Origin of the sequence: Pseudomonas sp. NC02 (assembly GCF_002874965.1) — a bacterium.
Taxonomy (GTDB): domain Bacteria; phylum Pseudomonadota; class Gammaproteobacteria; order Pseudomonadales; family Pseudomonadaceae; genus Aquipseudomonas.
Window position 1 is genome coordinate 3,842,145 of record NZ_CP025624.1, and the last position, 25,127, is coordinate 3,867,271.

Here is a 25,127-nt window from a genome sequence, read left to right on the forward strand (position 1 = left end):
TGGATAGGTTGCAGGCACGCAACTCTTCAAGGATCAGGATGATGAGCCACACCCCTCTCCCGTATTTTTTCCCCGAAGCCATGCGCGTGGGCTGGAGGGCGCTGGACCGTGAGCGCCAGCTGAACATCGACAGCAGGGACATCGAGTTTCTCGGCAAGGTGTTTTTTGCCAGCGATGCAGGCCGTCGCCAACAGTCGCCGCCAATGATCGCGCAGCGCATCTGGTTGAATAAAAGCACTGCCAATGCCGTCGAACTGGCCGGCAGCTTCATGATGAGTTCAACCAGCGCCTACCCACATGCCTGGCTCTACACCCCGTACGGCGGCCTGGAAAAATTCGACAGCCCCGCCCACTTGCTGACAGCACTGACCGAGCGCTTGAAAACCCCGGACAGCGCCACGCAACTGCTGTACTTCCTGCCCTTGCAGCAACAACCATCGCCGCTACTCGACAACCGACTGGTGCTGACACCGGAGGCCATGCTCGGCGACGTATTGGGTGAACAGGAAAAAACCCTCAGGCGCTATCAGGAGAATAATCGCCAGGCGCTGCTGGCGGCGTTGAAACAGTTGCCCGCCCTCGGCGCCCTGCTTTCAAAACTGCTCGAAAGCGTCTGCCGCCCACTGTTCCCCGGGCTCAGCCCCGGCGAAGCCCACGTGAGTTTTTTCGCCAAAGAGCCCGTTGGGCACACGGTGCCTCGCTGGCTCGACTCGCTGCAACTCAATGACGCGGTGCTGTTGTACTACCGTGAACAAGCCTGGCCCGCCGGGCAAACCCGGGAGTTTTTCCACCCCAAGCGGCCTGCCGACGCCAAGGCCCGCGACACGCAGCGTTGGGAAACCGCGATCAAACAAGCCGCCGGCCAACTGATCCCGTTCCTGCACAGTGCACTGGAGACGTTCTGGAACAGCGAGATCGCACCGGGCGTGTCGCGTCGGGCCTGGTTCGCCCGGGCCATGGCCGCCAATGCGCAACTGGATCTGCTGTTCAAGCGCCAGCAATCCATCATCAGTCCGGAGCAAAGCCGCGCATTGGCAGCGCTGTACTCTTCCCGGGGTAACGAGGCCCCCCCGAACAGCCAGACGCTGCGCGTCGAGAACGTACAGATCTGGGAGCAGCCGAGCAACGCCGTCGAGTTGGCCAGCACCTTGATGATCGGCAATTCGCAGACCTTTCTCTACACCCCCGAGAAGGGCCTGCAGGTGCTCGGGACCTACGACGACCTGATGGACACCCTCAAGGCCATGGTCAAGGCGCCAGGCTATGAAGACGACCTCTACAACCTGATGTCCCTGGAGGAGCGGGCGCTGTTTGTAGGGTTCAAGACGCCGCAGTTTTCCGGTACTCCCATCGCCGGCAATCTGTTTGAGCAGGTGCTCGAAACCATCATCGGCAAGCAGCAACAGAACCTACGCTACGCACTCGACCTGTACCGACGCACCCGCGCCGGCATTGACCCCTCTGCCTTGCTCGACTACGCGCTGGATGTGCGGTACATGATCGACAGCCACCTCCCGGGCCTGGATACCGCGGGACGCTGGACGCCTCATTCGGTACTGGCCGACCCGACTCGCCCGGTGTCGCTGGCCGCCGAACGTGCCGCCCTGCTGCAAAAGCAGATGACCGATATCCAGGACACGCTGGCAACCCAGGTGCGAGCGCAACCCACATTGGCCAACACCGTCAATCAGGCGCTCACCGCCGAGTTCAACCGCCGCGGCTTGGCTGGCCACGATCCCGGCAAGATCTACGTCAATCGCTACGCCGCCAGCGCAAGCGCGACACCCGCCACTGCGCCCCTGGAAAGCCAGAGCCTGCGCAGTTACTTTCTTGCGCGCCTGATACACAAGCGCGGGCCGATTCCGCAAACGCCGCACTATGGCCTTTACGCCAGCCAGGGCGATGGGGCTGTCACACCGCTGGGCGGCCTGGACATAGCGCAAGCCAACGCGGCGCTCGATGCCGCACTGGTCAAGTTTCATCACTCCAACATTGCCGATATTCCCCGCGAATACCTGGAACAGCTCAAGGCGCCGATGGCCCATGCCATGGCGGTGGCGATCCAGGGCGAAGCCAGGCTCAGGCGCCTCAACAACAGCCTGGACGCGCGTGATGAGGCGATCGTGCAAACGGTGTTTGATCTTCAACACCCTGATCGCCGCCGGCGCCAGGGCCTGGGTGGATTCATCCCGGATGCCTATGCGTTGACCGTCGAACCTGAGGGCCTGACGCAACGGGTGCCCCTGGCGCATTGCTTGATGCTCACCGAACGCGGCGGCCTGGCCCCGTCCCACTCAGGCCGGGCCGTGCTGTGGACGCCGGCGCGCGGCCTGGAGAGTTTCGCCAACGTCAGCCAATTGCAGACAGAACTGCAACGACGACTGGCCGCCCCGGACCTTCGCAGGCAGCTACTGGCCAATCTCGACCCGCGCTATCTCAAACCGCACCAGGCCTGCGCACTCGGTCAGTTCATGCTGATCAACGGCGCAGTCGCACAGCACTGCCAGCAGTCCTGGATTGATCATTACAGGGCACAACGGGCTCACTGCCTCACCCTGACGCTCTCAGGGGACGCCTTGCTGAAGCGTCTCGGGGGGCTGGAAAAGGCCTTGCCGGCCAACGACCTGAGCCATGCCTCACAAATCGCCCAGACCTTCATGGCACAACAATCACTGCCCGCCTGGCTGGGGATGGCGTCTGTCAGCCAACAGCGTCGCCATGTCGAAATCCTTGAGCAATACCGCCACAGCCTCACGGACGACAAGGACTACCTTGACGATTTCCTGCCGCTGCCAGCGTATCTCGGCAGCAAGCTCATCGACTTGTTGCAGCCCTATGACGTGCGCCCGCAAGACGTCTACATCCTGCCCAAGCTGGTATTGGCCGGCCAGCGGCAGAACCTGGTGGACTACGCCCTCAATCACGTCAGCCAGCAAGCTGCTGCATTCGATGTCGAGTCCACAGCCGCCGGCCTGACACCTGCTGTGGTGCGCCAGATCCTCGCGCGCCTGCCCCTCAAGCAGGACCACCAGGCTTGCCTAGTCGAAAAACTCACCCCGGGCAAGCCGGGCGCAGACGTGCGGGAGCGCCGGTTTATTCGGCAACTGCCCTGGCAACTGTTGCAAAATGCCCACGCGCTGAGGCTGCAGGAACTGTTATCACCCGCGGGCCTGAGCCTGGTCGAACAGGTCCTCGACATGCCGGACGCGCTCGCCCGCGCAGCGGTCGAGGGCGCGACCTCGACAGTGCGTCCGCTGGAGTTGATCGCCACGGCGGGGGCCCGGTCCATCAAGGCCCTTGGGGTCTACTTGATCAGTGCCGTCGAAAGCACTCCGCTGGTGATGTATGCGCCCTATGGGCCGCAACAGGCGTTCCAGGAGTTCGACAACGAGGCCGATTTGATTCGCCGGCTCAACCTGCCCGGCCCCTTGCAGGACTGGGTGATCGGTCGCCTGCCAGAGGCTGAGCAAGCCACGTATAGACACCTCTGGGCCAGCACGGTCGGGGGAACCTCGGAAATCACCCTGGGGGCCAATCCGATCAAGGGCCACGCGCTCAAGCAGTTGTACCGCGACAACATCGGATTGATCTCGAACCTGTTTGAACAGCAATCCCAGGCCAACGGCCGGTCAGCCTGGGACACCCTCAAAGCCTTGTTCAGCAGCGGACTGCAGCACGCGCAGGCGTTGCTGCCGGGCAAACTGATGGTGCCGCTGGTGATCTGGCAAAGCTACAAACTGTTCCAGGCCTCTGCCGAAGACTTGCAGCAACACCGCTGGCGCGAGGCGCTGCAAACCTTCATCGGCGGTGTCGCGCAAATGGCTTCGATCCGCGCATTGATGGATGAACCCTCGACACCAGGCCCCGCCCCCGCGCAACCCGCGCCGACGCAAACGGCCAGTGCCTGGCACGACATCGACGTCACCGCCCGGGCCCGAACCCGGCTGCAAGCGTACGAAACCTGCGACATCAGCCTGGAGGGCCTGACGGCAGGCAACACGGGCGTCTACACAGCGACGGACAACCGGCATTACCTGCCGTGCGCAGGCAAGGTCTACCGCGCCAGGCAGGTCGAAGGCCATTGGCGGCTTTTCAGTGCACGGTCCAAAGGACCGTTTGTGCGCCTGGATGCCAACCGCAAATGGACCCTGGACCCGGGCGCATCGGTTCGCCGCCACGGCCCCGGATGGAGTGCAATGATGGACCGCCGTGAGGTGCGGACAGCCGTGGACCAGGTGATGAACGTCGAGGCCCGCGGCCTGGCCGAGATTCGGCGTGTGTCGCCCTCCAGGGCCCAGGCGATCGTCGAGGCACTGGACCTGGCAACCTTCTACCTGCACAACTGCCAGCAGAACCTGAAGCTGCTCGACCACCAGTATCCGCCCGTGACCCGGGTGCATCGCTTCATCAACCGCTTCTTCGGCATCCCGATAGACGCCGACACCGGCCCGGCCAAATTTCCGCCAATCCTCGCGCAAAAACTCATGGACACGGTGACCGCCCTCCTCGATGAGGCGCTGGAGCCGACACTCTACTCGCTCAATTCCCGGCGTTTCGTCTCCGGTGCGCATATTGCCGAACCCGAACGGCACTGGGCGTTTACCATCGACGGCGACCCGGATCGACGCATCTACCTCACTGAAAACTTCTTCAACCCGCCTACGGCCGATTTCGAAGGGCGCCTGATCAATCACTTCGACCAAAGAGCCCATGCCCGCGCGACCACCTTGATTCATGAGTTGACTCATATCGTGAGCAATACCGCCGACGTCGCCTACCTCAATTCCACATCACCTTTTTCCGACCTGATTGAAGTACAGACCCAAGCCGGTCGCGATCTTCAGGACTGGCTGCGCAACGTGCAGGAGAATGCGTACTCGATCAACACGCCAGTGGGGCAGTTGTTCAAATCATCGGACGCGTGGGGGGCTACCGGGTCTGATCTGGGGACCGACCCGGAAGATGACTACATCAAGCAGCAGATTCTTGCCACGACCGGAGGCGTGGACTTGAGCAATGCGCGGGGAATTTTCAAAACCAACCTGACGCGGCGGTTCAACACACAGATGGATAACGCCGACTCACTGACCTTGCTGATCACCACCCTGGGGCGCCAGTTGGACCCCGTGCCTTCGATTGCCGAAGCCACACCGTAACAGACAGGGTGCGGACCGAACGCCCGCACCCGTCAGTTCATTCAGTCTTTCTGATCGCGCAACACATTGCCCGACTCACCGTCGATGCGGAACTCATAGACCACGCCATCGGCCTTGCGCCCCTCACCTTCCCAGTAGCCATCGTTATCTGCTTCGATCTTGTAGATCTCGACGTAGCCGGCCTTGCCCTTGGCGGTCTCGATGGCTTTCTCAATGGTGATCCAGCCTGCGCCCGGTTTGTCCGCCAGGGCGGCTCCAGCACTGAGCAAGGCGGTGGTTGCGACAACGGCGGCTAAGGTTTTCTTAAGCATTTTCGTGCTCCATTAGGGAATGAGTGTTACCTGTCCTGAATTTTTTAGGGCCCTGCAGACGAGAATTAGTTCCAATTGATGTGCATTCGCCATGATGGCTGTTCTCGCCGTCCTGCTGTGGAGGTTAGAATGTCGGAAATCAGGATGAGTTAATGACAGATAAGTCCCTATCAGAAGCCGAATACGACGCCATCACCGATGCCGCTGCGCACTGGTGCATGCGTCTGCACGCTGGCGATTGCACGACGGCGGAGCGTCAGGCCTTCGAGCAGTGGCACGATGCGCATCCACTGCATGCCTTCGAATACGCCGCGATGCTGGAAATCTGGGACGTTGCCGATCACTTGCCCCGCAGCGAGCCGGCCCCCGTCGTGGCGCGACGACAACCTCGCAGCCGTTTGAGGAACTACGCGGTAGCGGCGGCGATATGCCTGGTGGCCTTGCCACTGGCGGCCTTTACCGGCTGGGAAGCGGGCTGGCTGCCCAGTTCGTACAACCATTACGAAGCTGAAAACAGCTTGCGCCAGGTCACCCTTGACGACGGCAGCCAGGTTGAACTGAACCTGGGCACCGAACTGGTCTACAGCAATTTCAAGGATCAGCGTCGGGTTACCCTGAAAAAAGGCGAGGCGTTTTTCAAGGTCAGCCATGACGCGCAACATCCGTTTATCGTCCACGCCGGGGACGGCCAGGTTCGAGTGACCGGCACTCAGTTCAATGTCTGGAAATACGAAGACCATGTGCGGGTCATGCTGCTGCAAGGCTCGGTGCTGGTGAGCAGCGACGACGCCCACAGCGGCCTGCGCCTGTCACCCGGGATGCAGGCCAGCTACAACCGTGGCGATGCCAGCCCCCAGGCCCAGCCAATTGCCCCGGGCGACACGGCCCTGGCCTGGCGTGAAGGCAAGCTGATCCTCGACAACCTGGCCCTGGCCGACGCATTGCCGTTGATCAACCGCTACCTGAGCAAACCGGTGATGCTGGCCGACGCCGGCACCGGCGCGATCCGCATTGGTGGCATCTACAACATCAACGAGGTGTCCAACCTCGTCCCCTCCCTGCCCAAGGTCCTGCCGGTCTACCTGACCCAGAACCAGGACGGCAACCCTGTACTCAATTCGATTCCGCGCAAGACCCCAAAGAGCTGAGCCAGGGTCATGGGCTGCGCCCTCCTCCCGGATCCCGCCTGCGTCAAATCGTCCATTTTTGAAACACTTGCACCGGCTGAGCTGACAGCCGGCTGCGGAGTGCCGGGTTTACGGCGCGCAGTGTTTCATCCCTGAGACACCTGCCAGGCGGGCTGGACAGGGGCCTGTCGTCTCACAATTGAAACACATCCCCTGCGCGTTCTTTCTCCCGCGCTCATAACCCCATGAATGTCATCACAAATTCAAAAGCGGCACAGCTCCTGCTCTCTTCCTGACAGCGCTGTTTAGGGTCAGCGCCAAGAATAAGGAATGCCGTCGTGAAGACACTTAATCCAGGCTCATTGAGCCTTCTGCTGATCAGCTGTGTACTGAGTACCAGCGTGAGCCTCCCGGTGCTCGCGGCAGGCGACGGTGTGATCGTGATTCAGCGCACCGTCCAGGGCCACATGGCTGGCCGCACCGCTGGCGTCGATCCCAACCCGGTCACCGTCAATGCCAATTCTTCTCCACAGATCCTGCGGGCCACCAGCGAGCTGAGCGACAACGACTACGCCAACATCAGCAGCGGCTCCAGCATCACTCGCGCCATCCTGCCTGGCGGCAACCTTCCCGGCTTGACCAACAACGGGGGTGGCGTAGGCCTTGGTGGCGGCGCAGCGGCCGGCCATGGTGGCGGCTCCAGCCTCTCGGGGCAGATCAACGGCTCAATCTCCCGCGGCATGGCGCCTTTGAACAATATCGGCAGCCTGATGGGAGGCCAGTGAGATGAACCATTCCTGGTTGTTCCTGGCGATCCTGGGCTGCTCGGCGGCCATGGCTGACAACAGCGCAGTGATCGACAACTCCGGCAAGCAATACAACGGCATCGTCTCGATCAACCAGGCGGCCGGCAGTCAGCAACAACAGCTCAACAGCCGCGCGATTTCGGCGGGCAGCAACTCCCAGGCGGGCGGCGCCCTCAGCCAGACCATCGGCGGCGCACCGGCCGATCGCTCCCAGAACGCCAGGGTGGCGATCCAGGGCAGCTCTTTCAGCAATGGCAGCGGTGTACTGGGCGTCAACCAGTCGGCCGGGGCCAGCAACCAGATGATCAATGCGGTGCGGATCAGCGTGAATGCTGGCCCGCAAAGCATCGACGACAGCGTCATGTCGCAACAGAACGTGGCGCTGTCACCAAACTCAGGGTTCACCTCTACCACTGGCAGCCGCCAGGTCGTCACAAGCGACCAGGCCTTCACCGGCAGCCGTGGAGTGGTACAGGTGAATCAGAGTGCCGGGGTGGGGAACCGCATGGCTAACGCCCTGAACGTACAGATCCAATGATTCATTGGAGCTCGAAGCTGGACCGTACCAACACTTAACCAACTAATTAGAAGCAAGGGGAAATACCATGAAAACTACAATGGCTCTTAAACCACTGGCCTTCGCTCTCGCTGCAATCATGGCTGCCGCCGCACATGCCAACCCACCTACTCATCAGCCTACCGCTGCAGTAGCCGCCGTTTCCGATGCGCAATCGAGCAACCACAATGGCGTGCTCAACCTGGGCACCCAGAACAACGCGTCGGCCAACAACTCGTTGAACGGCAGCAGCGGCAACGCCCAGGCCAACATCGCAGCCGGTGATGGCAACCAACAAGACAACCAGACCGCCATTGCGGCCGGTGATGCAGATGCCGTGTTTGCCCAAGCTACCATTACCCAAGACAACCGCAACAACGTCTCGGTGCAAGTGGCTACCCACAACAACGCTTCGCTCAACAACTCGGCCAACGGCAGCTCCGGCAACCTGGGTGTGAGCGTTGCCGCGGGTAACTTCAACCAACAGAAAAACCAACTGGCAATTGCTTCTGCCAGTGGTGCCGCCGCCGCTGCCTCGAGCAACACCACTCAAACCAGCGTCGACAACACCTTCCTCAATACCGTGGCCACTCAGTCTGGCCCATGGGGCAGCCACACTTACCTGCCTGTCGTGAACAACGCCAGCGCCAACAACTCGCTTAATGGCTCTTCGGGCAACCTGGGCGCCAACATTGCTGCAGGCGTGGGCAATCAGCAGGGCAACACCACTGTGATTTCCTCCGGCGTACGTTTCTGATGCAACAGGGCCTTGGCGACAAGGCCCCTTTTTATTCCAGTGTCCTCCAGGCCATTCGATCATGCGGATCATCGCCCTCACCCTCCTGTTATTGCTCACCGGCCCGACTTGGGCGGGGCAAATGGCGATTGCTGCCATGCCCGGCGGTGGCGTGATCTTCAAGAAGGTCGAGAGCATCCGTGAACGCAAGTTCGCCAACCTGGTGGAACAGAAAACCGATTTCAGCTGCGGTGCCGCCGCCCTGGCCACCATCCTGCGCCAGGCCTACTGGATGGATGTGGATGAAGACCACATCATCAAGGGCATGCTGGTCAACGCCGATCAGGACCTGGTGCGTACCCAGGGCTTTTCGATGTTGGACATGAAGCGCTACCTGGAAAGCATCGGGATGCGCGCCCGGGGTTACCGGATCAATGCAGACACCCTGCTCACGGTGAAGATCCCGGTGGTGGTGTTGCTGGAGATTCGCGGCTACAAGCACTTCGTGGTGATGCAGCGCGCCGACAAGGACTGGGTGTACATCGGCGACCCGGTACTGGGCCATAAACGCTATGCCCGCGACGACTTCGTCAAAGGCTGGAATGGCATCGTCTTCGCGGTATTGGGCGAAGGTTATGACAAGACCAACGTGCTGCTCGACCCGCCCACCCCACTGACGGCGAAAAACAGAATCAATGAGTTCAGTCCGGTGCGGGACAGTGAATTGATGGACTTCGGTTTTATCCAGAGCGACTTCTTCTAGAAGCGCAATAAGGGGCAGGACGCTCCAGGAGCAAACGATGAACACTTACCGTTGGCTGACGGTCATGTGCCTGGCAGCCTCAATGCCCGCTTATGCGTCATCGGTGTTCAAACCGATTGAAATAAAGGACTCGGAACTGGCTGACCTGCGTGGTCGCTACGTGATGCCGGGGCGGATCATCAGTTTTGGCATCGTGATGAGCAGTACCTGGACCAATGCCGCCGGCGACAGCGTGACCGGCTCGGCCAGCATGAACGTCAACGCGTCGACCGTCACCCCGCAGTTTTATGTGCAGGTAACCGACAGCCCCACCAAAGTCTCGCCCAACCAGCCGAATGGCACCGGCACGGTGGTCGGTGGTGCCGGCCTGGGCAGCGGCCAGGGCGTGACCCAAAGCGTGCGCGCCGCCGGCGATGGCAACACCGCCAGCAATAACGTGAATATCAATGTGAACCAGAATGGCTTGTCGCCGGCCAATGTCGTCCAGTCCGGACAAGCCCTGGTGGCTGGCCAGTCGGTCACCGGCAGCACGGGTGCCGGCCAGGTCACGGTGTCGGCCGCCAATGGCGGGCTGCAAATGGCGATCCTGGCCAACAACAATCAGGGCAATTCGTTGCAGCAGATCGGCGCCGGGAATGTCCTGCAAGGCACGGTTTTGCAGGGTAACAGCAACTTCGTCAGCAACATGACCCAACTCAATGTGGTGCTGGGCAACAACGGTTTGAACAATTTGGGGCAGAACCTCAACCTGAATCAGCTCAGGGGCCTACGCCCTAACGGTTATTGAACTACGCTGTGCCTCGACACTTGCGCATTAGAAAGGGACGGCTTATTCCATGCATCGATCGCTATCGTTACGTGCCGTAATTTGTTTAAGCACGCTCCTGCCCGCATCCATGTTGTATGCCGCGCCGGACACCGACATAGACACATTGAAAAAGGAATTGCTGGAGCTCAAGCAACGCTACGAAGTGCAGCAAAAAGCACTGGCAGTGCTGGAGCAACGGGTACGCCAGGTGGAAGAACAACCGGTGGCGCCGCCGCCCAAACGCCTGGCCAAATCCCCGGCAGACTTCCAGAAAGGCGGCACCACGGTGGCCGGCAACACGCCGGGAGTCGGCGCGGCTGCGGCCTCGGGCGGTGCAGCCGGTGGCGCGTCCTACGGCCAGTCCCTCAAGGATGATTCGGCCCCGGCGCAGAGCGTGAGCAACTTGTATAACGAGGCCAGCGGGTTCTTTGGCAACGGCAAGTTCAGCTTTGAAACCGGCGTCACCTATTCCCGCTACGATGCCCGCCAGTTGACCCTCAACGGCTTCCTGGCGCTGGACTCGATCTTCCTCGGCAACATCAACCTGGACCGGATCAAGTCGGATAACTGGACCGTCGACCTCACGGGCCGCTACAACCTCGACAACCGCTGGCAGTTCGATATAAACGTGCCGGTGGTGTACCGCGAGTCGACCTATCAGTCCGGTGGTGCCAACGGTGGCAGCGGCACCGCGACCTCGGAACAATCGGTCACGCGTGACCCGACTATCGGCGACGTCAACTTCGGGATTGCCTACAAATTCCTCGACGAGAGCGTCAACCTGCCGGATGCCGTGGTGTCGGTGCGGGTCAAGGCGCCCACCGGCGAAGATCCGTTTGGGATCAAGCTGGTCCAGTCATCCAGCAACACCAACCTCTTCGTGCCGGAAAGCCTGCCCACCGGCAACGGTGTGTGGTCGATCACGCCGGGTATCTCGCTGGTCAAGACCTTCGACCCGGCGGTATTGTTTGGCTCGCTGTCGTACACCCACAACTTCGAAGACTCGTTCAGCGATATCAGCTCCCAGGTCGGCCAGAAGACCCCGGGGAAAGTGCAGTTGGGCGACAGCTTCCAGATCGGCGCTGGCGTGGCGTTTGCGCTGAACGAGAAGATGAGTATGTCGTTCTCGGTGTCCGACCTGGTGCAACGCAAGAGCAAGCTCAAGCCGGATGGCGGCGACTGGCAGTCGGTGGTTTCCAGCGATGCCAACGCGGGTTACTTCAACGTGGGCATGACGATTGCGGCAAGCGACAACCTGACCATCGTGCCGAACCTGGCCATCGGGATCACGCCGGATGCGCCTTCGTTCAGCTTCAGCCTGAAGTTCCCGTACTACTTTTAAGGCGTGACAACGGGAAAAGCCCCGCAACGATAAGGGTCGTTGCGGGGCTTTTCGGTTTACCCGCCCTAGCGGATCTGGTGTTTGTGCAGCAACCGGTAGAACGTCGGCCGGGAAACCCCCAGCACACGCGCCGCGACACTCAGGTTGTCGCTGTGCCGGTTGAGCACATCGCACAGTGCCTGGCGTTCGGCACGGTGCTTGTAATCCTCCAGTGTAGCCATCGGCAGCGCGATTGCCTGCTGGCTCTGCAATCCCAGATCAACGGCTTCGATTTGCCGCCCTTCCGCCAGTACCAGGCCTCGCCGCACGCGGTTGGCCAACTCGCGCACATTGCCCGGCCAACCGTGCTCGCCCATGGCCACCAGTGCGTCTTCACTGAAGCTGCGGGGACGGCGGCCGGTTTCCTGGCTGTAGAAGTGTGAAAAATGGTTGGCCAGCATCGCCACGTCACCGTGGCGCTCGCGCAACGGCGCGGTGACCACTTGCAGGACGTTGAGCCGGTAATACAAGTCTTCGCGAAAAGTACCCTTTGCCACCGCGGCTTCCAGGTCGACGTGGGTGGCCGCCAACACGCGTACATCCACCGCAATCGGCTGGCTGCCGCCGACTCGCTCGATCTGTTTTTCCTGGAGAAAACGCAGCAGGTTGGCTTGCAGCTCCATGGGCAAGTCGCCGATTTCATCGAGAAACAAGGTGCCGCCGTGCGCCGCCTCGATCCGCCCCACCTTGCGCTGATGGGCGCCGGTGAAGGCGCCCTTCTCATGGCCGAACAGTTCGGACTGGATCAGGTGTTCGGGAATCGCCCCGCAATTGATCGCCACAAACGGCTTGGCATGGCGCTGGGATTGGCGATGCAAGGTACGCGCGACCAATTCCTTGCCGGTGCCGCTGTCGCCACGGATCAACACCGGGGACTCAGTGGGCGCCAGCTTGGCGAGCAGCTTGCGCAGTTCCCGGATGGGACGGCTGTCCCCCAGCAACTCGTGTTCCGGCTGGCCCGCAGGCGCGTTGTTGCCCTTGCCCCGCAGGCGCGCCATGCCGAAGGCGCGGCCCAGGGTGACCTGCACCCGTGACACATCAAACGGCAAGGTATGGAAGTCGAAGAACCACTCACAGACAAAATCGCCGACATTCTGCAGGCGCAGCACTTCCTGGTTAAGCACCGCAATCCACTCGGTGCCGCTGCGGCTGATCAGTTCCTTGACCGCTTCGGGTCGCTCCAGGTGAAACGGCTGCAGGCGCAACAAACCCACGTCACAGGAGCGCTCACCCACCGACTCGAGGGCGCAGCTGTCCACGTCCCACCCCGCTGCGCGCAAACCGGGCAATAGCCGGTGGCAGTCATCACAGGGATCGACCACAAGCAGGCGGCGCGGGGCAGGTGTAACAACCATGACTATTCCTTGGCGTCAAAATCGTTAAAGTTATTTAAAAACAGCCATTTGCAAAGTCTGTTGGTAACCCTAGCAAGATCTTGACGCGGCCTTTGTACCGATTCGCTATAAGTTGCGAACGAACCGGGTCTTTTGCGTCAGTCGGGTGCGGTCAATTGCCGCGGCGTAACTTTCATGAGGCTTTCAAAATAGCCCCTTACATGACTTTAATCAGGGAAAGTTAAAAAATCTTCTTCTAACATGTGACCCGCACCCGGTGATCGTGCATCAGTACAAGTAACCAGTCGTTAGGCACGCCCAACCAACGGCTTCCACTTGAATGGGCATTTAGAGAGAAGACCCCATGAACGCCCCGCTCCGCATCAACGAAGCTCTTTTGATCGCAGACCGCGCCTTCCAGCCCTTTCAATGTGTGGCCTGGCACGACGGCAACGGCGCCCTGAGCCTGAGCGTCATCGACCGCACCAATACCCGCATCGGTAGCAAGCAGCTGTCTTCCAGCACTTATACCGACCCGGCACAGCTTGAGAACTTGCTGTTGCAGGCCCGTGCCGAACTCGACAAAGATGGCTACCAGTTGCAATCCTGGGCAATGCCCAAGTAACTGAAGCGTGCGTGAGACGGCACCCGAAAGTGTGCCGCCCGGCTGCGCAATATATTGACCCGCACTAACTCAAGTGGACAGTCAGCCATGCAAGTTGCAACTTTGCATAGCTGACTACTTATTAGTGTGGTTACCGATCAATAGGCCGAGAGAATAAACCGCTCGATGGCTTCCGCCGCACCGTCATCGACATTGCTGCCGGTCACGACGCTGGCCTGGCGCTTGACCACCTCTTCTGCCTGGCCCATGGCAATCGACAACCCCGCCACATGAAACATCGCCGGGTCATTGCCGCCATCACCGATGGCGGCTGTCTGTTGCAGTGGCACACCGAGGTGCGCCGCAAGGGTTCTCAACGCTTCACCCTTGTTGGCCTTCATGGCGGTGACATCCAGGAACACCGGCTGCGAACGCGACACCTGGGCCAATCCCTCGACCCTGGGCTGCAACTGCGCCTCAAGCTCCATCAGCAGCTGGGTATTGGTACTGGCCGCAACAATCTTGTCGACCCGATCCAGATACGGCTCGAAGCTCTCCACCACGATCGCCCCATAGCCCAGGCCGTGCTCCTCGCGAACCGCCATCGGTCCGCCGGGATCGCGACGCAGCCAGTCGCCGTCGGCAAACAGCCAGACTTCAACGTCCGGCTGCGGCGTAAACAAGGCCAACGCCACCAGCGCCGCTTCTGCCGGCAAGTGATGCGCCACCAGAATACTGCCGTCGGGATTGACCAGCGTGCCGCCGTTGAAGCCGGCAATCGGCACATCGATGCCCAGCGCTTCGACCTGCTGACGCATGGCCTTGGGCGGTCGCCCGCTGGCCAGGCTGAAAAACACCCCGGCCGCGCGCAAGGCGCGAACCGTATCAATGGTGCGCTGGCTGAGGCTGTGATCCGGATGCAGCAACGTGCCATCCATATCACTCAACACAAAACGGATGGGTTGACTCGGCAAGTCACTCATCCGAGGCTGTGCCAGGTACGGCCATCGCGGGCCAGCAAAGCATCAGCCGCCGCCGGGCCGTCCTCACCCGCCTTGTAAGCCTGGATGCCGTCATCCTGCTTCCACGCATCGAGAAAAGGCTGCACCGCACGCCAGCCGTTCTCGATGTTGTCGGCGCGCTGGAACAAGGTCTGGTCGCCGGTCATGCAGTCGTAGATCAGGGTTTCGTAACCTGTCGACGGCTGCATCTCGAAGAAGTCCTTGTAGGCAAACCCCAGTTCCACGTTGGCCATGTCCAGGGTCGGCCCGGGCTTTTTCGCCAGCAGGTCGAACCACATGCCTTCATTCGGCTGGATCTGGATCTTCAGGTACGTCGGCTTGAGTTCATCGACCTCGGTATCACGGAACTGCGCGTAAGGCGCCGGCTTGAAGCAGATGATGATCTCGGTGTCGCGGATGCTCATGCGCTTGCCGGTGCGCAGGTAAAACGGCACGCCCACCCAACGCCAGTTGTCGATCAACACCTTGAGGGCAACGAAGGTCTCGGTGCTGCTGTCTGGCGCAACGTTGGCCTCTTCGCGGTAACCCGGCAGCTGCTTGCCGCCGACTTCACCCGAGGTGTACTGGCCACGCACCGAGTTGGCCCGTGCGTCTTCCAGCGACCAGGGCCGGATGGCCCCGATCACCTTGGCCTTCTCGCCCCGCACTGCGTCGGCGCCAAAGGCAGCCGGCGGTTCCATGGCGACCATCGCCAGCAACTGGAACAGGTGATTGGGCACCATGTCCCGCAGGGTGCCGGTGTGTTCGAAGAAACTGCCACGGGTTTCCACGCCGACGGTTTCGGCGGCGGTGATTTGTACGTGGTCAATGTAGTGGTTGTTCCAGAACGCCTCGAACAGCACATTGGAAAAACGGCTGATGAGGATGTTCTGGACGGTTTCCTTGCCCAGGTAATGGTCGATGCGGTAGATCTGCTTTTCGCTCATCACCTTGAGCAGGCAGGCGTTCAGCGCTTCGGCGGTGGCGAGGTCGGAGCCGAACGGCTTTTCGATCACCACCCGGCGGAACGCCTCTGGGGTTTCTTCCAGCAAGCCGGCCGCGCCGAGGCGCTGCACCACTTCGGCGAAGAAACGCGGCGCAGTGGCGAGGTAAAACACCGCGTTGCCAGTACCGCTGTCGGCAATCTTCTTGCCGATATCGGCGTAGGTGCCGTCGTCGAGGAAATCACCCTCGACGTAGCTGATGCCTTTGGCCAACTGTTCCCACAATGCAGGGTCCAGGGCGTTCTCGGCATTGCCCTTGACCTTGCTGGCGGCCTCGGTGCGAATGAAGTCCTCGAGCTTCTTAGCGAAATCGGCGTCGCTGATGGCGTTGTGATCAACGCCGACAATGCGCAAGCCATCGCCCAGCAGCCCGTCGCGACTGAGGTTGTACAGCGCCGGCATCAGCAGGCGCTTGACCAGGTCACCGTGGGCACCAAACAGAAACAGTGTGGTGGGCGGAGCGGGTTCGGCCTTGGGTTTCTTGCCGTTGGCGGTCATTTTTTGGGAGTCTCCACATGGCCGCCAAAGCCGAAGCGCATGGCAGAAAGCATTTTGTCACCGTAGGTACTTTGCTGGCGGGAGCGGAAGCGTGCGAACAGCGAGTTCGACAGCACCGGAACCGGTACCGATTGTTCCATGGCGGCCTCGATGGTCCAGCGGCCTTCGCCACTGTCGGCGACCGAGCCGGAATACCCGTCGAGCTTCGGATCGGTGGCCAGGGCGTCGGCGGTCAGGTCCAGCAGCCAGGACGACACCACGCTGCCGCGGCGCCAGACTTCGGCGATATCGGCAACATTCAGGTCGAAGCGCTGGTCTTGCGGCAGGTTCTCCGAATTCTTGGTCTTGAGGATGTCGAAACCTTCGGCGAAGGCCTGCATCATCCCGTACTCGATGCCGTTGTGGATCATCTTGACGAAGTGCCCGGAACCGGCAGGCCCTGCGTGGATATAGCCGCGCTCGGCACGGCTGTCCGCTGCGGCGGAACGGTCCTTGGTACGCGGGATGGTGCCCAGGCCCGGTGCCAGGCTTTCGAAGATCGGGTCCAGCAGCTTAACGGTCTCGGCGTCGCCGCCGATCATCATGCAGTAGCCGCGCTCCAGGCCCCAGACGCCGCCGGAGGTGCCGACGTCGACATAGTGCAGGCCTTTTTCCGACAGGGCCTTGGCCCGACGGATGTCATCCTTATAGAAGGTGTTGCCGCCGTCGATGATCACATCACCGTCTTCAAGCAGTTGGCTTAGTTCTTCAATGGTGTTCTCGGTCGGGTCGCCTGCCGGCAGCATCACCCAGATCGCCCGGGGCTTTTGCAGCCCGGCCACCAGGCCTGCCAGGTCAGCAACGCCCGTGGCGCCCTCGCCTGCCAGACCTTTTACGAATGCTTCATTGCGGTCGTAAACCACGGTGGTATGCCCATTGAGCATCAGGCGCCGCGCAATGTTGCCACCCATGCGGCCTAGTCCAATAATCCCCAGTTGCATGTGCTGATGCTCCTTACTACGAATAAATGTGTGTCACAGTTTATAGCGCAATGAGGCTAATGAGGGTTAGTCCAGAGCGGATTGGCATAGTTTCATGACAAAAAGTGGCCATCCTTTCGCCTTCAGTGGGCTAAAAGTCACAACGACCATCAAAAATAAAAAAGTTCCCTTCGTTAAAAAAAGAATTCAGAATTGCCCCGACTGTTGCCGAGAGCCTCGATTCAAGCGCTCTGGCACCGCGATAGACCGGCTATTTGCGAGGTAAGCAATGAGCACTGCACACATGACCCGTCCGCCACAGACCCTCTACGTCACCATTCGCCGCGATGAATTGCGCCAGTTGAAAAACGAGCGCGACCAACTGCAGCAGGAAGTCATGCGTCTGCGCTCGCACCTGCAGGGCCAGCTCAATCAGCCGTCCGGCACCCAGCCCGTACTTTGCTGAACGTGGGCTGAACGAACCGTTCAGGAATAACTCACGAAGTTTTCACATCCCCCTCCCGATACTCCCGCCGAATAGGGCCGCGCTACGTGCGCAGGCCCTCTGTTTGCGTGCATCCCTGCGCGTTGACACTGAAATTATCGGGTTGGAGCGCTGGATGGCGATGTTCAAACGCAGCACTACGTCTGCGAAAGGTTTTGATTGGGCCGGCCTCGGCTGGATGTTTCTGTTCTTCTGGTATTTCTCGGGCATTACCCAACTGCTGATCCAACTGACCGGCACCTCCGGCTTCAGTGGTTTCCGCCAGGCATTCTTCATGAGCGCCCTGTGGCTGGCGCCGATGCTGTTGTTCCCGCGTCGCGCGCGCCTGGTGGCGGGGTTGATTGGCGTGGTGCTGTGGGCCTGTTCCATGGCCAGCCTGGGTTATTTCTTCATCTACCAGCAGGAATTCTCTCAAAGCGTCATCTTCATCATGTTCGAGTCGAACATCTCTGAAGCCGGCGAATACGCCACCCAATACTTTGCCTGGTGGATCGTGCTGGCGTTCATTGCCCACACCGCCATGGCCGTTTTCCTGTGGACCCGCGTACGCCCGGTTTACCTGCCACGTGGCCAGGCCATGCTGGCGGCTGCCGCAATCGTGATTGCCATCGTCGGCTACCCGCTGGTCAAGCAGATCGCCAAGAGCGAGACCATGGAACTGGCCATCGACCGCTTCGAAACCCGTATCGAGCCGGCAGTGCCATGGCAGATGATCGTCGCCTACCGCCGCTACACCGAACAACTGGATAACATGCAAGGCATGCTGACCAGCGCCAGCAAGATCCCGCCCCTGACCAACCTCAAGGACAGCATGGCCGGCCAGCCGTCGACCCTGGTGCTGGTGATCGGTGAGTCCACCAACCGCCAGCGCATGAGCCTGTATGGCTACCCGCGCAACACCACGCCGGAACTGGACAAGCTGCGGGACCAACTGGCGGTGTTCGACAACGTCATTACCCCGCGCCCGTACACCATCGAGGCGCTGCAACAGGTGCTGACCTTCGCCGACGAAGAAAACCCGGACCTGTACCTCAAGACCCCCTCCATCGTCAGCGTGATGAAGCAGGCCGGCTACAAGACCTTCTGGATCACCAACCAGCAGACCATGACCAAGCGCAACACCATGCTCACGACCTTCTCCGAACAGGCCGACGAGCAGGTGTACCTGAACAACAACCGCAACCAGAATGCGCGCCAGTATGACGGCGACGTGCTGGAGCCTTTTGCCAAGGCCATGTCCGACACCGCCGAACGCAAATTCATCGTGGTGCACCTGCTGGGTACCCACATGAGCTACCAGTACCGCTACCCGCCGACCTTCGACAAGTTCACCGACCGCCAGGGCGTGCCTGAGGGGGTCAGCGACGCACAGTTGCCGACCTACAACAGCTACGACAATGCGGTGCTTTACAACGATTTCGTGGTGTCGAGCCTGATCAAGGACTACGCCAAGACCGATCCGAACGGTTTCCTGCTGTACCTTTCCGACCACGGCGAAGACGTGTTCGATTCGGCCGGCCACAACACCCTGGGCCGCAACGAAGGCAAGCCGACAGCACCGATGTACACCATTCCGTTCATGGCCTACGCATCACCCAAGTGGCGTGAAAGCCATGACTGGAGTTTTGCCGGTGACTTGCAGCGCCCTTACACCAGCTCGCAGCTGATCCATACCTGGGCCGACATGGCCGGGTTGAGCTTCGACGAACTGGACCACAGCAAGAGCCTGGTCAGTGACAGCTTCAAGCCTCGGCCACGGCTGATTGGCGACCCGTATGCACGCCAGCAAAAACCGCTGATTGATTTCAGCCTGATCAAGCCCAAGCCAGACGCCGCCAGCGTGGTCGTCAAGTAGCTTGAATCGCCCGGGTTTCATCCGCGCAATGCGGTGAAACCCGATTTGGCTGCAACGTTAAGATAATAATTATTCTCGTTTAGCGCTAAAGTTCCCCGCCTCCTTTCGTCTTTGAGCCAATGGCATTTTTCATAGACGACAAGGAGTTCGCCGCGATGTTCGCGCCTATTACCCGTTACATGACCTTGACCCTGGGCCTCTTCAGCGTGGTGCTGAGCCCGGACCTGCTGGCCGAAAACGACCCCGACCAGGAATCCCAAGCGCCGGCCAAAGCCCTGGAACTGGGCAGCACCAGCATCACCGCCGAAGGCCTTGGCGCCAACACCGAACACACCGGTGCCTACACCACAGGCTCAATGGGCACCGCCACCCGGCTGAACCTGTCCATCAAGGAAACCCCGCAGTCGGTCTCGGTGATCACCCGCCAGCAGATGGACGACTTCAACCTCAACACCCTGACCGAAGTGATGCGCCAGACCACCGGCGTGGTGGTGCAGCACCTGGACTCCGACCGGGTCGGCTATTCATCGCGCGGCTACGGCATCACCAACTTCCAGATTGACGGCATGCTCAACACCTTCGGCCGCATGAAGTCCGATGCCGACACCATCATCTACGACCGGGTCGAAGTGGTCCGCGGCGCCACCGGCCTGACCACCGGCGCCGGCGACCCCTCGGCCACGGTCAACATGGTGCGCAAACGCCCGACCGCACAGTGGCAGGCCAAGACAGGCGTCAGTGGCGGCTCCCACGACAATTACTACAGCTACCTGGACGTTGGCGGCCCCCTGGCATTTGACGGGCGCCTGCGCGGCCGTACGGTGCTTGCCTACCGGGACAGCCAGTCCTACCGCGACAACTACGCGCTGCAACGGGAAGTCGGCTACGGCATCCTCGAAGGCGACCTGACCGACGACACGGTGCTGGCGGTGGGCTTCGATTACCAGAACAAGCATGTGCAGGGCACCGCGTGGGGCACCTTGCCCTACTGGAACAGCGACGGCAGCAAAGCCAGGCTGCCCCGCTCCGCCAACATCGCGGCCCACTGGAGTTCCTGGCCGCTGAAAGATGAAACCACCTTCGCTACCCTCGACCACCGCCTGGCGGGTGACTGGCACCTGAAGGCCGCCTATACCCACCGTGAAAGCGACACCGACGGCAAGGTCTATTACGGCGGCTCAGGCTTCCCGAATGCCGACCGCAGCGGCATGACCGCCTGGACCAGCCACATGCTCGGCACCTCGAAAATGGACGTGGTCGACTTGAACCTGTCCGGGTCCTATGCCCTGCTGGGTCGTGAGCACGAATTGATGGTGGGTTACGGCGAGTCCGAGCAGCGTGACGCTTCGCCACACCTGCGCAGCGGTGCGGTGCCGAAGGACTACACCAGCATCGACGATTGGAAACACATGGGCGGGATCGGCAAATTCCCCGACACCAACACCGGCCTCAAGGGCGAACAAGGCAGCACCCGCCAAAAGGCCGGCTACCTGGCCACCCGCCTGAGCCTGACCGATCGCCTGCATGCGGTATTGGGCAGCCGCTACGGCAGCTGGGAGATCGAGAGCACCACCTACAACTACAACAGGGACACTGACCAGTTCCTCGGTACGTCAAAATCCAGCCAGACCCACAACGACATGTGGACACCCTACGCCGGCCTGCTCTACGACCTGACCCCGGAGTACACCGTCTACGCCAGCTACACCGATATCTTCAACCCGCAGGAAGAACGCACCGCCGGCAAGCAATACCTGGAGCCGGTGGTAGGCAGCAACTATGAAGTGGGCATCAAGGGCAGCCTGCTGGAAGAGCGCCTGAACCTGGCGGCCGCGTACTTCTGGAGCAAACAGGACAACGTCGCGGAACTGGACAGTTTGACCCCACCGGATCCGGAGACCGGTGAGCAGTTCTTCACATCCGGCGGCAAAGGCAACAAGGTTCAGGGTTTCGAGGTAGAGGTGTCCGGAGAGGTGCGCCCCGACTGGAACCTGACCGCCGGATACACCTACACCCACTCCCTGAACGGGGACAAGCAGCGCAATAACACCCACCTGCCGCTGAACCTGCTGCGCGTGTCCACGGCCTACCGCCTGCCCGGCGAATGGCACGCGCTGACGGTCGGCGGCGCGGTGAATTGGCAAAGCGACTTCTACGACTTCGCCTATCGCCCGGTTGGCCGGGACACCAATGGAGCCCTGATCAGGGAGCGCACCCGGATCACCCAGCAGGCCTATACCGTGGTCAACCTGATGTCGCGCTATGAGTTCGATGACCACTTGTCGGCGTCACTTAATATCAACAACCTATTTGATAAAAAATATTACGAGCGCGTCGGCTTCTATAACGGCGTGTATTGGGGAGACCCGCGCTCTATCAGCGTTGCACTGGACTGGAAGCTCTGAATTCATCGCTGCTAAAGATTGGAAGTTAACGAAATCGTTAACTTTCGGTCAGCGCGAGGTTAACCCTTACTTAATATCATTGGCCCACAGTCTCCCCATCCCGCCGCTGATGACAACGCGCGGACCCAACACACTTACTGAGACACTGCCATGAAATTTTCGACTGTTATCCTTGCCGGCCTGATGACCATGACTTCCGTAGCCGCCTTTGCAGAAGGCGGCTCAGAGCGTTCGAAGGAGTTCTACAACAACTTCACCTTCGTTCAGGAACAGACTCACGGTGCTGCCCAGCAAACCGCAATGGCTGACGGCAAGACCGAAAAGCCGGCAACGGCCGACCAAACTACCAACACACCGAACAGCTGATTTACCCGCAATACCTGTGCTATTCCGCTCTGATAGCCAAGGTCAATTTGGCGCCACTTGCTGGCGCCTTTTTTTGCCTTTAATTAAATAAACATTAATTAAAGCGGCTTGCTCCAGAACAACATCCGGCCATGTTGCGGATCAAATACCGAATCATCAAACCCAAACTTTCGATACGCCGACTGCGCCACGGCGTTGCCTTCAAGCACCTCGAGGGTGATCTTGCAGCAACCGCGCTGGCGAGCAATTTCCTCGACCTTTTGCAGCATCTTCTGACTCAGCCCCAGGCCACGGAATTGATCCATCACCACCACGTCGTGCACGTTGACCAGCGGGCGGCAGGCAAAGGTGGAAAACCCTTCAAAGCAGTTCACCAGGCCGGCGGGCGTACCGCCGACAAAGGCCAGCACACTGAACGCGTGGGCACGCTTGGCCAGCTCTGCCGGCAGTTGCTGCAAGCGGTCGGCCGGCAGGCTGTGGCCACCGCCCATGGGGTCTTCGGCGTAATGATTGAGCACCAGGCCAATGGCCTCGGCGTGTACCGGATTGGTGTAGCTGGCTTGCAGCACCAGGATGTCTGCGCTGTCCATTTCCTTCCTCGTTGACGGTGCGACAGGGACTCGGTCCCCATAAAAGGGCTCGATTGTAAGCGTGGTGCAGGCATTAGATGAAGGAGATTAACTACATTTGCCCGCGTGAAAGCGCGCCAGGCTCGCCAAACCGTGCCAGTTGCATCTCCTGCAGGCGGCTCAGGGTGCGGCGAAATGGAAACTCCAGGTAACCCTCGGTGTAGAGGCTTTCCAGCGGCACCCGGGCCTCGATGTACAGCGGCACCTTGCGGTCGTAGCACTCGTCCACCAGCGCGATGAAACGCCGGACGCTGTCGTCATGCACCGACAGTTCCGGCAGTTCCCGGTCCCCGGCGTCCACCCGTTCGGCAGCGTCTTCGGTGCCACGGGCGATTCGTCCCGGGCGCTTTTGCGCGCTGAGGTTGGGCACCTCGCCGAGCAAAATGGCCTTGAACCGATCACACAGCAGCATGAAATCCATCGCCGCCAACGGCTGTTCACACAGATCGGCGTAGCGACACCACAGCACGGTTTCACCGGACTGCACTGCCACGATGGAACGGTAGCCGACCGCAACCGGGTCGCTGCTCACTGCCTGTCCGGCGCTCAACTGGCGAAACACCTCGGCCAACGCGTCGTGCTGGTCGACCCAGTAACGCTGCAGTGCGGTGCCCGGGTGCAGACGATGATCCTCCCCGCCATCGACTGCCACCACTCGCATATGCTGTTTGATCGCTTCGATTCCCGGCAGGAAACGATCCCGGTTGAAACCGTCGGCGTACAGCTGGTCCGGTGGCTGGTTGGACGTGCAGACCATCACCACGCCTTCCTCGAACATCACCTGGAACAGCCGTCCGAGGATAATGGCGTCACCAATGTCGTTGACGAACAACTCATCGAAACACAGCACCCGCACTTCCCGGCTCAGTTCGCGGGCCAGGGCCTGCAAGGGATCGTGGGTGCCCGTGAGCTGGAATGAACGCTGGTGCACCCAGCCCATGAAGTGATGAAAATGCTGGCGCCGCGCTGGCACTCCCAGGCTTTGGTAGAACTGGTCCATCAGCCAGGTCTTGCCCCGGCCGACCGGGCCCCACAGGTACACCCCGGTGATGGGCCCATGGCCGTGGTGCAAGGCCTGATGGCAGTCCTGCAGGGCTTGCACCGCCTCGCGCTGGGCGTCGTCGGGGACAAAACCCTGTTCGGTGATGGCGTGCTGATAGGCGGCAAGTGGCGAGTCGAAAGTCATGCCCGGCAGTATGCCATGACGGCTACAGGGAAATATCCAATCGGGCAATCTTGCCGTGTTCATTGAGGCGGAAGGTATAGCGCAGCTCCAGCGGGCTGCCGGGAAAGCTGCCGGTGATCAGGTTGCTGACCAGCACCTTGCCCGTGCGGTGCTGCACATTCAGCACCTGGACCCTGGGCTGGTAACGGCGCCCGGTGTCTTCCATCCAGCGGGCGATGGCGGCTGTACCTACCCGGTGCTCGCCTTCGTCGAACACGTTGGCATCTTCGGCGAAACAGTCGGCCACCAGCGAGGTGTCGCCGGCATTCGCCGCAGCAATGTAGGTTGCAATAGCCGGGGCCAGTTCAGGGGTGGGTTGGGACATGGTGACAGCTCCTTTTTAGTGATTTATGGAGCCATGCTAAAGCAGCGTTGTGTCAGTTCTTGTCAGGAGTGAACGGCCCGGATTCGTTCTGTTCCATCAGCTTGCGCCAGCCCCGCAGCCAGTCGCTGCGGCGCCCCGGATAACGTTCTCCTTGCAGGCGCGCGGCGGCCACTCGGTCGGTGCGGAAGGTGCGATAGGCCCCACGCAATTCACACCACGCGACGATCACCCGCACTTCGTTGAGAAAACCCAGGGCCAGGGGCCAGATCAGGCGCTGGCTGGCGGTCTGGCTGGCATCGGCGTAGTCGATGTGCAGCTTGGCCTGGCCGCGAATGGCCTCGCGGAACACATTCAACGGCACGCGGTTTTCCGGGTAGCCGAAGCCTGGCGGGCCCGGCAGCACCGTCGGATTGCGCAAGGCTTCCTGGGCAGCCGGGTCAAGCACGTCGGCGATCTTTGCAAGCGCATTGGCCGCCGCCTGGCTCAGTACGTCATCACCGCGCTGGTCGACATACCGCAAGCCCAGCACGATGGCTTCGGTCTCGTCGGCATTGAGCATCAGCGGCGGCAGAAACAGGCCCGCACGCAGCACATAGCCCACGCCCGCCTCGCCGTAGATCGGTGCGCCCAACGCGGTCAGTTCGGCGATATCGCGGTACAGCGTGCGCTCGGAAATCTCCAGTTCTGCCGCCAGCACGGCGGCCGTCACCGGGCGCTTTTTGCCCCGCAGGACTTGCAACAAGGTCAACAAACGACTGGTACGCGACACGTTG

Annotated in this window: 22 protein-coding genes; 13 read left to right on the forward strand and 9 right to left on the reverse strand. The window is 60.8% G+C overall.

What is annotated here, in order from left to right:
• Positions 1–41: 41 nt before the first annotated feature.
• A complete protein-coding gene (locus C0058_RS18150; protein WP_102369253.1) occupies positions 42–5,156 on the forward strand; it encodes a dermonecrotic toxin domain-containing protein in 5,115 nt (1,704 codons plus the stop codon).
• 41 nt (positions 5,157–5,197) lie between these two features.
• Here C0058_RS18150 and C0058_RS18155 read toward each other — a convergent pair whose 3' ends face one another.
• Positions 5,198–5,467: a PepSY domain-containing protein gene (locus C0058_RS18155; RefSeq protein WP_087694375.1), complete on the reverse strand. Its 270-nt coding sequence runs from the start codon at positions 5,465–5,467 to the stop codon at positions 5,198–5,200.
• 152 nt (positions 5,468–5,619) lie between these two features.
• On the opposite strand from C0058_RS18155, the gene C0058_RS18160 reads away from it, so the two are divergent.
• The 7 genes from C0058_RS18160 to C0058_RS18190 all read left to right on the forward strand — a co-directional run bounded on the left by C0058_RS18160 (position 5,620) and on the right by C0058_RS18190 (position 11,605).
• Positions 5,620–6,615, forward strand: a complete 996-nt coding sequence (locus C0058_RS18160) for a FecR family protein (protein ID WP_087694374.1) — start codon at positions 5,620–5,622, stop codon at positions 6,613–6,615.
• A gap of 317 nt (positions 6,616–6,932) precedes the next feature.
• Positions 6,933–7,379, forward strand: coding sequence for a hypothetical protein (locus C0058_RS18165; protein ID WP_003217947.1), 447 nt, complete (start codon positions 6,933–6,935; stop codon positions 7,377–7,379).
• A 1-nt stretch (position 7,380) separates the two neighbouring features.
• Entirely contained in the window at positions 7,381–7,938 is a 558-nt protein-coding gene (locus C0058_RS18170) for an adhesin (protein WP_102369254.1), read from the forward strand.
• Between the two features lie 79 nt (positions 7,939–8,017).
• Positions 8,018–8,713, forward strand: coding sequence for a hypothetical protein (locus C0058_RS18175; RefSeq protein WP_008432027.1), 696 nt, complete (start codon positions 8,018–8,020; stop codon positions 8,711–8,713).
• A gap of 61 nt (positions 8,714–8,774) precedes the next feature.
• Complete coding sequence (locus C0058_RS18180; protein ID WP_003217941.1) at positions 8,775–9,455, forward strand: C39 family peptidase; 681 nt, start codon at positions 8,775–8,777, stop codon at positions 9,453–9,455.
• Between the two features lie 37 nt (positions 9,456–9,492).
• Positions 9,493–10,242 (forward strand): hypothetical protein, encoded by a 750-nt coding sequence (locus C0058_RS18185; RefSeq protein WP_003217939.1) that lies wholly within the window; start codon positions 9,493–9,495, stop codon positions 10,240–10,242.
• A 49-nt stretch (positions 10,243–10,291) separates the two neighbouring features.
• Positions 10,292–11,605, forward strand: a complete 1,314-nt coding sequence (locus C0058_RS18190; RefSeq protein WP_043224814.1) for an autotransporter domain-containing protein — start codon at positions 10,292–10,294, stop codon at positions 11,603–11,605.
• A 65-nt stretch (positions 11,606–11,670) separates the two neighbouring features.
• Here the strand turns inward: C0058_RS18190 and C0058_RS18195 are convergent, their stop codons facing one another.
• Positions 11,671–12,999: a sigma-54 dependent transcriptional regulator gene (locus C0058_RS18195; RefSeq protein WP_102369255.1), complete on the reverse strand. Its 1,329-nt coding sequence runs from the start codon at positions 12,997–12,999 to the stop codon at positions 11,671–11,673.
• 343 nt (positions 13,000–13,342) lie between these two features.
• Between C0058_RS18195 and C0058_RS18200 the strand changes: the two genes are divergently transcribed.
• A complete protein-coding gene (locus tag C0058_RS18200; RefSeq protein ID WP_003217933.1) occupies positions 13,343–13,603 on the forward strand; it encodes a hypothetical protein in 261 nt (86 codons plus the stop codon).
• 137 nt (positions 13,604–13,740) lie between these two features.
• Here the strand turns inward: C0058_RS18200 and C0058_RS18205 are convergent, their stop codons facing one another.
• The 3 genes from C0058_RS18205 to gnd are packed head-to-tail and all read right to left on the reverse strand — an operon-like array spanning position 13,741 to position 17,089.
• Positions 13,741–14,565 carry an HAD family hydrolase gene (locus C0058_RS18205; RefSeq protein ID WP_003217930.1) on the reverse strand — a complete coding sequence of 275 codons (825 nt, stop codon included), beginning with the start codon at positions 14,563–14,565 and terminating at the stop codon, positions 13,741–13,743.
• On the reverse strand, positions 14,562–16,085 hold the full coding sequence (gene zwf, locus C0058_RS18210) for a glucose-6-phosphate dehydrogenase (RefSeq protein ID WP_003217928.1): 1,524 nt from the start codon (positions 16,083–16,085) through the stop codon (positions 14,562–14,564). The genes C0058_RS18205 and zwf overlap by 4 nt, the downstream gene beginning before the upstream one ends.
• Positions 16,082–17,089: a phosphogluconate dehydrogenase (NAD(+)-dependent, decarboxylating) gene (gene gnd / locus C0058_RS18215; RefSeq protein ID WP_256579633.1), complete on the reverse strand. Its 1,008-nt coding sequence runs from the start codon at positions 17,087–17,089 to the stop codon at positions 16,082–16,084. The genes zwf and gnd overlap by 4 nt, the downstream gene beginning before the upstream one ends.
• Before the next feature lie 244 nt (positions 17,090–17,333).
• On the opposite strand from gnd, the gene C0058_RS32670 reads away from it, so the two are divergent.
• The 4 genes from C0058_RS32670 to C0058_RS18230 all read left to right on the forward strand — a co-directional run bounded on the left by C0058_RS32670 (position 17,334) and on the right by C0058_RS18230 (position 22,175).
• Positions 17,334–17,510, forward strand: coding sequence for a DUF6026 family protein (locus C0058_RS32670; RefSeq protein WP_158660300.1), 177 nt, complete (start codon positions 17,334–17,336; stop codon positions 17,508–17,510).
• A gap of 154 nt (positions 17,511–17,664) precedes the next feature.
• Positions 17,665–19,404: a phosphoethanolamine transferase CptA gene (locus tag C0058_RS18220; RefSeq protein ID WP_102369256.1), complete on the forward strand. Its 1,740-nt coding sequence runs from the start codon at positions 17,665–17,667 to the stop codon at positions 19,402–19,404.
• Positions 19,405–19,559: 155 nt separating this feature from the next.
• Positions 19,560–21,809, forward strand: coding sequence for a TonB-dependent siderophore receptor (locus C0058_RS18225; protein ID WP_102369257.1), 2,250 nt, complete (start codon positions 19,560–19,562; stop codon positions 21,807–21,809).
• 150 nt (positions 21,810–21,959) lie between these two features.
• Entirely contained in the window at positions 21,960–22,175 is a 216-nt protein-coding gene (locus tag C0058_RS18230) for a hypothetical protein (RefSeq protein WP_003217916.1), read from the forward strand.
• Positions 22,176–22,273: 98 nt separating this feature from the next.
• Here the strand turns inward: C0058_RS18230 and C0058_RS18235 are convergent, their stop codons facing one another.
• From C0058_RS18235 to C0058_RS18250, 4 genes are all read right to left on the reverse strand, one after another.
• Positions 22,274–22,765: a GNAT family N-acetyltransferase gene (locus C0058_RS18235; RefSeq protein ID WP_008432012.1), complete on the reverse strand. Its 492-nt coding sequence runs from the start codon at positions 22,763–22,765 to the stop codon at positions 22,274–22,276.
• 91 nt (positions 22,766–22,856) lie between these two features.
• On the reverse strand, positions 22,857–23,990 hold the full coding sequence (zapE, locus tag C0058_RS18240; RefSeq protein WP_102369258.1) for a cell division protein ZapE: 1,134 nt from the start codon (positions 23,988–23,990) through the stop codon (positions 22,857–22,859).
• A gap of 22 nt (positions 23,991–24,012) precedes the next feature.
• Positions 24,013–24,354, reverse strand: coding sequence for a nuclear transport factor 2 family protein (locus C0058_RS18245; RefSeq protein ID WP_008432007.1), 342 nt, complete (start codon positions 24,352–24,354; stop codon positions 24,013–24,015).
• Positions 24,355–24,406: 52 nt separating this feature from the next.
• Positions 24,407–25,123, reverse strand: a complete 717-nt coding sequence (locus C0058_RS18250; RefSeq protein WP_032898885.1) for a YafY family protein — start codon at positions 25,121–25,123, stop codon at positions 24,407–24,409.
• Positions 25,124–25,127: the final 4 nt, after the last annotated feature.